Annotated in this window: 12 protein-coding genes; 8 read left to right on the top strand and 4 right to left on the bottom strand. The window is 70.2% G+C overall.

Going from position 1 to position 11,438, the window contains the following annotated elements:
* Positions 1-122: 122 nt before the first annotated feature.
* Both ACZ42A_RS27160 and ACZ42A_RS27155 read right to left on the bottom strand, forming a co-directional pair.
* Positions 123-842, bottom strand: coding sequence for an alpha/beta fold hydrolase (locus tag ACZ42A_RS27160; RefSeq protein WP_468529878.1), 720 nt, complete (start codon positions 840-842; stop codon positions 123-125).
* A gap of 133 nt (positions 843-975) precedes the next feature.
* Positions 976-1,947, bottom strand: coding sequence for an alpha/beta hydrolase (locus tag ACZ42A_RS27155; RefSeq protein WP_468529877.1), 972 nt, complete (start codon positions 1,945-1,947; stop codon positions 976-978).
* Between the two features lie 294 nt (positions 1,948-2,241).
* On the opposite strand from ACZ42A_RS27155, the gene ACZ42A_RS27150 reads away from it, so the two are divergent.
* Positions 2,242-2,370 carry a hypothetical protein gene (locus tag ACZ42A_RS27150; protein WP_468529876.1) on the top strand — a complete coding sequence of 43 codons (129 nt, stop codon included), beginning with the start codon at positions 2,242-2,244 and terminating at the stop codon, positions 2,368-2,370.
* A gap of 214 nt (positions 2,371-2,584) precedes the next feature.
* On the opposite strand, the gene ACZ42A_RS27145 is transcribed toward ACZ42A_RS27150, so the two are convergent.
* A complete protein-coding gene (locus ACZ42A_RS27145) occupies positions 2,585-2,977 on the bottom strand; it encodes a nuclear transport factor 2 family protein (RefSeq protein WP_468529875.1) in 393 nt (130 codons plus the stop codon).
* Between the two features lie 148 nt (positions 2,978-3,125).
* On the opposite strand from ACZ42A_RS27145, the gene ACZ42A_RS27140 reads away from it, so the two are divergent.
* The 3 genes from ACZ42A_RS27140 to ACZ42A_RS27130 all read left to right on the top strand — a co-directional run bounded on the left by ACZ42A_RS27140 (position 3,126) and on the right by ACZ42A_RS27130 (position 5,329).
* Positions 3,126-3,719, top strand: coding sequence for a PadR family transcriptional regulator (locus ACZ42A_RS27140; protein WP_468529874.1), 594 nt, complete (start codon positions 3,126-3,128; stop codon positions 3,717-3,719).
* Between the two features lie 48 nt (positions 3,720-3,767).
* Positions 3,768-4,574, top strand: coding sequence for an SGNH/GDSL hydrolase family protein (locus ACZ42A_RS27135; RefSeq protein ID WP_468529873.1), 807 nt, complete (start codon positions 3,768-3,770; stop codon positions 4,572-4,574).
* Between the two features lie 452 nt (positions 4,575-5,026).
* Entirely contained in the window at positions 5,027-5,329 is a 303-nt protein-coding gene (locus tag ACZ42A_RS27130; RefSeq protein ID WP_468529872.1) for a hypothetical protein, read from the top strand.
* 244 nt (positions 5,330-5,573) lie between these two features.
* Here the strand turns inward: ACZ42A_RS27130 and ACZ42A_RS27125 are convergent, their stop codons facing one another.
* On the bottom strand, positions 5,574-6,245 hold the full coding sequence (locus tag ACZ42A_RS27125) for a macro domain-containing protein (RefSeq protein ID WP_468529871.1): 672 nt from the start codon (positions 6,243-6,245) through the stop codon (positions 5,574-5,576).
* A gap of 117 nt (positions 6,246-6,362) precedes the next feature.
* Between ACZ42A_RS27125 and ACZ42A_RS27120 the strand changes: the two genes are divergently transcribed.
* The 4 genes from ACZ42A_RS27120 (at position 6,363) to ACZ42A_RS27105 (ending at position 11,396) form a co-directional block, all read left to right on the top strand.
* Positions 6,363-7,982, top strand: coding sequence for an ADP-ribosyltransferase domain-containing protein (locus ACZ42A_RS27120; protein ID WP_468529870.1), 1,620 nt, complete (start codon positions 6,363-6,365; stop codon positions 7,980-7,982).
* Positions 7,983-8,137: 155 nt separating this feature from the next.
* Positions 8,138-9,064: a trypsin-like serine peptidase gene (locus tag ACZ42A_RS27115; RefSeq protein WP_468529869.1), complete on the top strand. Its 927-nt coding sequence runs from the start codon at positions 8,138-8,140 to the stop codon at positions 9,062-9,064.
* A gap of 43 nt (positions 9,065-9,107) precedes the next feature.
* On the top strand, positions 9,108-9,386 hold the full coding sequence (locus tag ACZ42A_RS27110; protein ID WP_468529868.1) for a carboxypeptidase-like regulatory domain-containing protein: 279 nt from the start codon (positions 9,108-9,110) through the stop codon (positions 9,384-9,386).
* Positions 9,387-9,449: 63 nt separating this feature from the next.
* Positions 9,450-11,396, top strand: coding sequence for a M20/M25/M40 family metallo-hydrolase (locus tag ACZ42A_RS27105; protein WP_468529867.1), 1,947 nt, complete (start codon positions 9,450-9,452; stop codon positions 11,394-11,396).
* Positions 11,397-11,438 lie beyond the last annotated feature (42 nt).

Genomic DNA, 11,438 nt, shown 5'->3' with positions numbered 1-11,438 from the left:
ACGTTTTGGGGGGGAGAAGGAGAACCTCGGTGTGGTCCCTCTCCCCGAGGGGCGAGTGTTTTCCCAAATGAACGGGGGGGGGGGGGGGGGGGCCCCCCCCCCCCCCCCCGGTCCGCCCTGCGTCAGCTGGTCGCCCGTACCGCGTCGCGGATCACGCCCGCGACGTCCTTCGGCCGGGAGACGGCGACCGCGTGCGACGCCCCCTCGATCTCGACGACGGTCGCCCCGGCACGCTTGGCGCCGAACCGCTGTACCTCGGGGATGATCGCCTCGTCCGCCCCGGCCACCACGGCCCACGACGGCTTGGTCCGCCACGCGGCCGCGGCGGCCGTCTCCTCGAACGCCGCGGCGGCCAGCGGGCGCTGGGCCACGGCCAGGACCTTGGTGACGTCCTCGGGCACGTCGGCGGCGAAGATCGACGGGAAGGCGTCGGCGGTGAGGGTGACCTCGACCGCGGGGTCACCCTCCGCGACGGGGTACGTCCACTGCTTCAGGTTGTTCACCAGCGGGGAGGCGGGGAAGCGGCCCTGGAGTTCGCCGAGGCTCTCGCCCTCCTCCAGGACGTAGGCGGCCACGTAGACGAGGCCGACGACGTTCTCGGTGGCGCCGGCCACCGTGATGAGCGCACCGCCGTAGGAGTGGCCGACGAGGATGACCGGGCCGTCGATCTGGGCGGCCACGGAGGCGATGTAGGCGGCGTCGGCGGCCAGTCCGCGCAGCGGGTTGGGCGGCGCGATCACCGGGATGCTGTGCCGCTGCAGTTCGGCGATGACCCCGGACCAGCTGGTCGCGTCGGCGAAGGCGCCGTGCACGAGGAGGACGGTGGGCGTGGAGGTGGTCATGGAAGGTCTCTCTTCTCGCGGGATTCTCGTGGTCGGGGTTCTCGTGCTCGGGCTCTCGTGGGCTGGCTTCTCGTGGGCGCGGGCTCTCGTTGGGCGAGGCCTCTCGCTGGGCGGGGCCTCTCCTTGGGCGGGCTCAGGCGGTGTGCAGGGCCGCGCGCAGGGTGGCCGTGGCCAGGGTGATGGCGGCCTGGGCCGCGTGGGTCTCGCGCAGGGCGTTGAGCATGACGAAGTCGTGGATGATGCCCTGGAAGCGGACGGCGGTGACCGCGACGCCCGCCTCGCGGAGCTTGTTGGCGTAGGCCTCGCCCTCGTCGCGCAGCACGTCGGCCTCGGCGGTGATGACCAGCGCCGGGGGCAGGCCCCGGAGCTGCTCGGTGGTGGCGCGCAGCGGGGAGGCGGTGATCTGCGCGCGCTCGGCCTCGTCGGTCGTGTACTGGTCCCAGAACCACCGCATGCCGTCACGGCGCAGGAAGTAGCCGGTGGCGAACTGGTAGTAAGAGCCGGTGTCGAAGCACGCGTCGGTGACCGGGTAGAACAGCACCTGCTGCACCAGCGGGACGCCGCCGCGCTCCTTCGCCATCAACGTCAGCGCCGCCGTCATGTTGCCGCCAACGGAGTCGCCGGCAACGGCAAGCCGCGTGCTGTCGAGGTTCTTGGACGTGCCCTGCTCCACGACCCACTTCGCGACGGTGAAGTTCTGCTCGATGGCGACCGGGTAGCGGGCCTCGGGCGACAGGTCGTACTCGGGGAAGACCACGGCGGCCTGCGCGCCCACGGCCAGCTCACGCACCAGCCGGTCGTGGGTGTGGGCGTTACCGAACACCCAGCCCGCACCGTGGATGTAAAGGACGACGGGGAGGGTCCCCTCGGCGCCGGCGGGCTTGACGATCCGCACGCGGACGCTGCCCGTCGGACCACCCTGGACGGTGATCCACTCCTCGTCGATCGCCGGCTTCTCGATCTCACCGGACTGCACGTCGTCGACCGCCTTGCGCCCCTCCGCCGGAGGCAGGTCGAACAGGTACGGCGGATGGGCGGTCGCCTCCGCGAAAGCGGCCGCCGCCGGTTCCAGTACCGGCCGCACCGGATCGTGGACATCGGACACGTGAATCTCCTGAACGCTCATGGGACGCGGGCCCCTCCGGCGAGGGCGGCCGGGACGCCGCGACGGACGTCCCGGAACCGCCTTTCGTCACGCTAAAGGCGCCGGACGTAGGGCAATTGCTCATGAGCGCACCGCTGCTGTCCTCGCCGCGCAGGGCTGTTTTCGGAGCCTTTCCACGGTCCGTGACTCTCACGGGCGACGAGTCGGTCCGACCGCGCCAGCGCCGCATTCTGTGAACCGGCTCGGTGCCGCGCCGCCAGGCCCCTGGAAAGCTCGTGACCCGAGGTCCGGCGGGTGCTGCGCGAGGGCGGTCTGTGGGTCGGCTCGGGGATCATCGTCGGCCTGGTGAACGCGGACACGGGTGGAACCGTCGGCGGGAAGTCCGTCCGGATGGGCGACGAGGTGGCCGACGAGATCGGGTAGGCGACGCAGGAGTGGGTGTAGCCGAACTTCTCGTCGGACAGCCGCAGTCAGGCTTCCTCCTCGAACGCGTACCGGCCGCGCCGGAAGGAGGTGGCTCAGCCGCCGGGGACGTTGTGGCGCTCGACCAGCAGGGTGCGCAGCCCGGCGAGCTAAAGGGTGGTGGCGGCGGTCAGGCCGGCGTTGCCGGCACCGATGACCACGGCGTCGACGTCGGTCATGCCTCGGACGCCTCGCGCGCGATCTGGTCGAACTGGGCGCCCATCGCTGCGGCGAGGGCCTGGGCGGCGGAGAGCGGCCGGACCATGACGGTGAAGTCGTCGATCTTCCCTTCCTCGTCGAAGTGGAGGAAGTCGCAGCCCTGGATCTGCCGCCCGTCGACGGTGGCGGTGAAGACGAAGGCGTGGTCGCGGCCGTCGGGGTTCGCGATCTCGCGGACGTAGGAGAAGTCCTCGAAGACCCGCATCACTCCGCGCAGGATGGCGGCGGTGATGGCCTTGCCCGGGTACGGCTTGAAGGCGACGGGACTGGTGAAGACGACGTTCTCGGCGAGGAGCGCCTCGATGGCGGCCTCGTCACGGTTCTCGACAGCCTTGCGGAACGGATGCACGACATCACCTTTAGTCAATTAGTTGATTAGGTGCGTCGGAGGTTAGGGGCGCGTCGGGCGGGTTGTCCACCCCCCACGCAAAGATGAGGGGGCGACGCACGCGATTAGTCATCTCCGCGACTAGTCAACGATGCGATAGTCTGGTGTCATGGCATTGCGCAACGCGGTGATGGCCGCGCTCCTCGAAGGGGAGGCATCCGGCTACGACCTGGCCAAGGGCTTCGACGCCTCCGTCGCGAACTTCTGGATGGCCACCCCTCAGCAGCTCTACCGGGAGCTCGAACGCATGGAGCGCGAGGGGCTCATCGCCGCACGGGTCGTCGAGCAGGAGCGCCGGCCGAACAAGCGGCTCTTCTCGCTCACCGAAGCCGGCATGGACGCCGTGCGCGCCTACGTCGCCGAACCGCCGGGCAAGCCGACGACCATCCGCGACGAGCTCCTGGTCAAGGTGCAGTGCGCGGACGTCGGCGACATGGAGGCCGTACGAGCGGCGATCACCGAACGCATGGAGTGGGCCTCCGCCAAGCTCGCCCGGTACGAACGGCTCAAGGAGCGCCTCCTGAAGGGGCGCACGGAGGACGAGTACTGCGCACAGGCCGAACGGATCGGGCCGTACCTGACACTGCTGCGCGGCATGGCGTTCGAGCGGGAGAACATCCAGTGGGGCGAGACCGCGCTCCGCATACTCGAACGACGCGCAACCGCAGCCCGCGATCAGGAACACGCCACACCGCAGACGTGACCCTTCGGCAGCCGCCCCCGTACCGACTCATCGAACAGAGGCCCTACCATGCCCGGCGCGCAGATTCCCTTCTCGCGGTACGTGGCTCTCGGCGACAGTCAGACCGAAGGCGTCGGCGACGGCGATGACCTGACGGGGCTGCGCGGCTGGGCCGACCGCCTCGCCGAGCACCTGGCCCGCCACAACCCCGATCTGCTGTACGCCAACCTCGCCGTCCGAGGCCGCCTCGCCGGCCAGGTCCACGCCGAACAACTCGACGCCGCGCTCGCCCTGCGACCGGACCTGGCAACGGTGGTGGCCGGCGTCAACGACCTGTTGCGGCCTCGGTTCGACGCCGACGAGGTGGCCGGCCACCTGGAGGCGATGTTCGCCGCACTCACCGCCCAGGGGATCCGCGTCGCCACCCTCACCTTCCCCGACGTCGCCCGCATCACCCCGCTGGCCCGGCCCGTCCGGCACCGCGTCAGCGCCCTCAACCACCGCATCCGCGAGGCCGCACACCGCCACGGCGTCGTCGTCGCCGAGACCGGCCACCACGCCGTCGTCACCGACCCCCGCCTGTGGAGCACGGACCGCCTGCACGCCGGCCCCCTCGGCCACCAGCGCATCGCCGCCGCCATCGCCCACGCCCTCGCCCTGCCCGACAGCGACGACTCCTGGACCCACCCCCTGCCCACCCCCACCACCCCGCCGCCCACGGCTTGGCGCACCGGCGCCGCCGAACTGCGCTGGGCCGCCGAGTTCCTCGGGCCCTGGATCACCCGCCGCCTGCGCGGCCAATCCTCAGGCGACGGCCGCACCGCCAAGCGCCCACACCTCACACGCCCGAACGCCGAGCCCGCCCAGGAGACGTGACCTCGGCGGGCCGGCACAGCGTGGGAACCGAACGGCCTGTACCCACCAAGTCGATAACACTGGCAACAATACGGCCGACCCCACGGCTCGTCTTCTCGGGCACGAGCAAGAACTCCTCGAGCGGGACGCTGGAGCCGCGCCACCGTTCGCCGGGGCACCCGCACCCTCGGCCGAGCACATCCCTGACAGGGCGTGATGTCACAGGCGCCGGCGTCAGCGGACCAGGAGCGCTTGCCCCGGGCCCTTCATTGCAGGGGCTTCAACCGCCCTGAACGAGGGGCCTGCTCCCTACCAATGCAGTTGTCTTAGGACCGTGCTGCGATGGCGTCCCGTGAAGTGGTGTAGCCGGTTGAGCGTCCTCGCTCGGCATGCGGGCGACATTTTGATGACTTAGCATGAAAAATAGCGCCTGATAGTCGATTACTGCTCGAGCAGGAAAGCAGGATCACATCATGTACATGATGCGCGAGGTCTACCAAGCTCAACGCGGGAAGGCGCCGGAGATCGTGGCGGCGTTCAAGACCCTCACCAAGGTGTTCGAAGAGGCGGGGTACGCGAACCGGCGAATCTACGTCGATTACGCCGGTCCCATGGATACGGTCGTCTGCCAATGGGAATTCGACAGCCTCGACCAGTACTTCACCATGGAGCGAGGGTTCTACGTGAATCCAGATGAAAACGCCCAGTCACTGATCGATACGCTTAACAGCAACGCGGTATCCGGCTACAAGGAGATCTACGAGGTCATCCAGTAGCGGATCGCCTGGGCGACAGAGGCCACCGTCACCCGCGCGTTCCCGGGCCACGACCGGCTACACCACTCAGCGGCACGAGCCCCTGCCGAGTCCTCTCCATGCCGGCCAGTTCCTCGGCGCCCTCGCCGGAGCGCTGCTCGTCCTGCACGGTCATCTCGTGCTCACCCTGGGCGCGGCGCTGCTCCTCCTCGCCCTCAGCCCTCTCCGGAGGCGCCGGAAATGCCGTGCCCACCCTGGGCGTTGCTCAGCGGCGGGAGGTGCGGCGCTCGGGCGGTGCGATGCGTACGCGCTGCTCGGCGGGTGCGTTCTCGAGGTCGTCGAGCTGCGCGACGATCGTGCTGCGCAGGTCGTCGTAGTCCTCGAAGGAGTAGTCGTTGAACAGGGTGTAGCCCGTCCACATCAGGTTGGCGCACACCCGGGCGGGCACGCGGCCGGTGCGGGCGCCCATGCCGACCAGCGCCACCGACTCGATGCTGCCCGGGACTTCGGCGTTCTGCCGGTGGATCGCCTGGAACGCGGCGGCGCACGCGAGGGCCACGTTCAGGGTCTCGCTCACGTTCTGCGAGGACGTCTCCATCGTCGGCGTCGAGATCAGGAACTTCGGGTTGACGGCCCCGGACGGCACGCACACCGCGCTGCCCACCGGGAGGCTTCCGGCGAACCGGTCGCGGATGGCCCGCTGCACACGCAACTGAATGCCCGCCCCGAGATACCGCTTGATGGCCGCGTCGACGCCACCGTCCATCCGGCCTCGCGAGTTGGTCGGGCTGACCCAGGCGTCGACCTTCTCGTCGAGGATCGATCCCCGTCGGATCTCTATCCCGGGGGTGTCGGCGAAGGCCGCCCGCCACGCCTGCACCACACTCGTGTTGACGTCGGTCAGCACGACCCTCAGCGGCGACTCCAAGCGGTTCACGGTCACAGTCCACTCCCATCGAGATATGGCTCGTCGAAACTGATCACAACGCTACCGCCCGCCACTGACAACGCCGTTGGACCGGGACTGTCGTACCCCGCTGCTAGCCTCCCGGCCATGATCGATGCCAACACCCCTGCCCAGCCCGACCCGAACGACCCGCTGGCGCTCGCCGAACTCTTCGCGGGCGGCGGCGAACCGTGGCTGCCCCTGCTCAAGCCGGTCATCGAGGCGCAGCCGAACGCGGCCGCGTTCATCGGACCGGGCCGCGGCCAGGACGTCGTCCCCGTCCGCGAACTGACCTTCCAGGCGCTCAAGCCCAACCCGCCGCACAAGTGGAAGGTCGTCGTCTTCGGCCAGAACCCGTATCCGCGGCCGGAGAGCGCCACCGGCATCGCCATGTTCGACAACACCTTCCACGACTGGAAGGACAGCCAGTTCGGCCGGGTGGTCAGCATCCGCTGCATCATCAAGGCGGCGGCGATGTGGAAGTACGGCATACCCAAGAAGACCCCGATCGCCGACATCCGCGCGCTGCTGAGGAAGCAGGACACCGTCCAGCCGCCGGAATGGTTCCAGGCGATGCTCACGCAGGGCGTGCTGCTGCTCAACGCGGCCCTCACCGCCAGCAGCGACGGTCCGCGGGGAGCCGAACCCCACACCGCGTTCTGGCGTCCGGTCGCCGAGCGGATCGTCGAGGAGATCCTGAAGGCCAAGCAGGATGCCGACGAGGAGGACCGCGGCGTCGTCTTCGCCTGGTGGGGTGCGCACGCCCGCAGCCTGAAGAAGGTCGTTCTCGAGCTCCAGAAGAAGTACCCCGGCGTCGAGGTCCGGCACATCGACCACTGCAACCCGGCCGCGCAGGGCGACATCTTCTGCGACGGCGACCACTTCGGGATGGTGAACGACGCCCTCGCGTCGGTGGGCGCCGCCCCGGTCGACTGGCTGCCGAGCAAGGGGTGGAACGACCTCGCGGCGGAGACCGACGGGACGGGCGGCGCCGTCGCCGAACGCATGGGCGCGTTCATCGCGTCCACCATGGAGCTGCACCAGCTGTATCTGGAACGGCTCGCGAGCGTCAAGGACGAGGGGCTCGCCCTCCCCGCGATCACCGGCGTGTTCGACACACCGCTCATGGACTTCCGCGACGCCGTCTCCCCGGTCGCCGAGGTGCTGGCGGGGCTGGACCGGCACATCGAGCGGTCGCACGAGTTCGGCAAGAAGCGGGCGGACGAACCGGCCGGCGGCGGTCTGTCCGCCGACGCGATCGCCGCGCTCTACCTCTACACCTGCGAGTCCGCGTTCTACCGGGAGATCAACGCCATCCTGCGCTCTCCGGACCGGACCCGGCTCGTCCCGTATCTCCCCTATCTGCGGCTGCTGTTCGCGGCGGTGTCGGAACTTCCCGTGCGCAAGGAGCCGTTGTGGCGCGGGGTGTCGCTGGACCTGCGGTCGCAGTACCCGGTCGGACGGACCGTGACCTGGTGGGGCGTGTCCTCCTGCACGTCCGAACTCGGCGTGGCACGCGGATTCCTCGGCAGCCGCGGCAAGCGGACGCTGTTCGAGGTGGTGCCCGCCCGGGCCGTGGGGATCCGCAGCTTCTCCGCGTTCACCGGCGAGGAGGAGTTCCTGCTCCTGCCGGGCACCCAGCTCAAGGTGACGGACGTGAAGGCCGAGCGCGGCGGCCTGTGCACGGTGCGGCTGACCGAGCTGGAGGATGAGCCCCTCGTGTCCTGAGCGGGCGTCCGGAAGAGCAGTTGACGGTTCAAGCGGGACGTCCGGGAGAGCAGTTGACGGTTCAAGCGGGCCGTCCGGGAGATGCACACGTCCTGTTTCAGGCGCAGCATGGAGAGGAACGATGAAGCCCTCCGAGCCTCCACCTAGAGGTTCTCATGAACGACTCTCCGCACCTTTCCGTCTCCAACCAACCCGAAGAGCTCGTCGCCGTCGCCGAGGAACAGCCGGTCTTCCAAAGCCCCTCGGAGGGGGTGCAGGGCACTCCCGCACCCTTCACCACCGACGGCCTGGAACAGGTCGGAAACTGGACACGCTACGAGTTCGATGCCGTACCGGCCGAGATGTGGACACCGCCCACCGTCCAGCTGCCCGACATCGGCATGGCCTCCTTCGGCCCGGACGTCCTGGAGACAGTGCACCTCCCGGACGACCGCGTACAGATCACGGACACCACGACCTACCCGTGGCGGGCGAGCGCCTCCCTGCTCGTCACCGCTGCCGACAACTCCCAGTGGATCGGGACCGGATGGTTCATCGGGCCGCACACGCTGGTGACCGCGGGACATGTCGTGTACATCAAGCACAGCGGAGTGCCGGGGCGCGACGGATGGGTCAGAACGATCCAGGTCATGCCCGGCCGCAACGGCGCGTCGCTGCCGTACGGCTCGGTCACCAGCACGAACTTCCGGTCCGTCAAGGGCTGGACCGACAGCGGGGACGAGAACTACGACTACGGTGCCATCATCATTCCCAACGAGCTCGGATCGACCACCGGATGGTTCGGCTTCGGCGCGTGGGCGGACGCCGACCTGCTCAAGACTCCCGTCAACATCGCCGGTTATCCGGGGGACCAACCCCCTGGCACCCTGTGGTACGACGGCCGGGGCATCAGCTCGGTGAACCCGCTGAAGGTCTTCTACGACATCGACACCGCCGGCGGCCAGAGCGGGAGCGCTGTCTACCGCATCCACAACGGTGGCCGCTACGGAGTCGCCGTCCACGCCTACGGCGGCGCGACGACCAACTCCGGGACGCGGATCACCAGAGCCGTCTACGACAACTTCGTCTCGTGGAGGGCGTGACCGCGTCCACGCCCGGACGTCGACGCGTCACGTGGTCCGCCCGATGACAACGAACAGCGGCGCTCGCGGGCATCTGATCAGCGGTGTGGTGCTCGACGCGAGCGAGAAACCGGTGCCGGGTGTCTCCGTGTACCTCGCGGAAGGCCCCGGCCCCTTTCCCGACATCGCCGCGCTGACCGGAGACGACGGCCGTTTCGCGTTCTCCGTGTCCGTCGAGGGCGTGTACGCGGTCCACTGCCGCGCACCGGACGGGCGTGGCGCGCGGGCGTCCGTTGCCGTGGGCGCCGGACGCCCGGCCGACGTGGCGCTGCGGCTCGGCTGATCTGCACGCCCGGTGGGAGCGCCCTCGTCGGCATCGGAGAACGTCAAGCTTGGGAGAGCCGAGATGACCGTGTTCCTCTTCGACATCGGGGCGACGCTGGCGGATGTCAGTGTCGAAGCCGACGGTTCGCTGTGGTTCCAGGCCCGGCCTCGTGTCCTGGACGTCCTCGGTGACCTCGCGGAGGCCCGCAAGGGCATCCTCTCCGACCCGGGCCCGGCCGAGGGGGCGAGCGCGCGGGCGGCGGCTGCCCTCCAGGAGACCTTCGGCGACCACTTCACGGACCCCCGCCTCGTCCACTGGGGGCCGAAGACCAGCCGCGCGCTGTTCGACGAGGCGGTGAGGAGCGCGGGTGGCGCGGCCGGTGACTGCGTCTTCGTCGGTGAGGATCCCGACGAGCGTGCCTTCGCGCGGCAGGCCGGCATGCGCACCGCGGCCCATCCGGTGTTCGCACGGGCCGCCGCCGAGAACCGTCCGGTCTTCTGGGCGTGGATCGATGTGCCGGAGGGCCGGAGTCTGGCCGACCTGGCGGAGATCGTCGACGGCACCGAGGCCGTTCCCGTGCACGTCCCCTTCCCCGGGCTCGTGCTCGCCATGGCGACCGCGCTCGGCCTCGAGGCCCTGCTCCGCGGCGGGTTCACCGCCGATGTGCGCGGCCAAGTGGAGGACACCACGGCGTTCCTCGTGCGGGACGACCGGCCGGTCCCGGTCCCCGAGGCCTTCGCCGCCGCCCCGGCCGAGTCCAGGGCGGCCGCCGAGGCGGCCGTGCGCGCCGCCGCCGCGTACGGCTTCCTGGCCGGTGAGCTGGCCGGAAAGGCACCGCCGCTGTTGTCCCTCGGGCCGGCTCCGGGCGGCGTCTACGTCGCCGCGCCCGCCGGTGTCCCGGTCGAGGACATCCACCCGCCGGGTGCGAAGCCCGGGCATACGGAGCGCCTGCTTCCCGATCCGGCGCTCCTGTCGCGCCCCGGGGCGGCGCAGGCGCGGACCTTCACCGCGGGACGGGCCGAGGGGTTCGCCGATGGTCAGCCTTCGCCGCGGGTCATGGCCGCGGTGCGCGCCGCTGTGACGCCCGATGCCCTGCGCGCCCACGTGGCGCGGATCTCCGGGGTCAGCCCGCTCGTCGATGGTGAGGAGCGGAAGGTCCGCAGCCGGGACGCGTCCGCCGAGGACAACCAGCGGGTGGTCGACGCCCTGGCCGGCCGGTTCCGGGATCTCGGCCTGGACGTCCGGCAGCACGAGTTCACCTGGCACGGGCGCCGGTTGTTCAATGTCGAGGCCGAGCATCGCGTCGACGGGGCCGACTCGACGGTCCTCGTCACGGCGCATCTCGATTCGACCGCGATGAGTGGCGACTTCGTCGACGAGAACGGCGTGTGGCGCCCCTACGACCCGACGGTGGATCCCGCTCCGGGCGCGGACGACGACGGAAGCGGCACCGCGGCGGTCCTGGCCGCGGCGGAAGCCTTCCGGGCACTGATCGCGGACGGCAACGCGCCGACCAGGAACGTGCGCTTCGTCCTCTTCAACGCCGAGGAGCAAGGGCTCGTCGGCAGCAAGTTCTACGCGCGCGCCGCCGCGGCCCGGGGCGACCCCATCATCGGCGTCTTCCAGATGGACATGATCGCCGGCCTGCAGGACGGCAGCGCGCCCATGGTGGAGATCCACGCGGGCTCGTCGGTGCCCGGACCGGTCGAAGAGGCGTCGAACGCGCTCGGGGAGCTGGTGGCACGGACCACGCACGTCCTCGCCCCGGACTTCACGGTGCAGCAGCTCACCGGTCCCGACGACCCCGCGCTGGGGCGGAGCGATCACGCGAGCTTCCACGAGCGGGGCTGGGCCGCCGTCGCCGTGTCGGAGGACCTCTTCTCGACGCCCGACGGGGAGCCCGGAACCGGAACCCGGCAGTACCACACCCCCGGCGACACGCTTCTCGACGAGGACCACGACGCGGAGTTCGCGGCCACCATCGCCCGCTCCGTCACCGCGACCGCGCTGACCGTCGCGGGTCTGTGACGGCCGCCGCCACGTTCCGCGGCACGAGCACGACCACGAGCA

The sequence above is a fragment of the Streptomyces sp. NPDC030838 genome, assembly GCF_055572035.1.
Note: the sequence above shows the minus strand (reverse complement) of the source record. Positions and strands in the feature narration are given on the sequence as shown.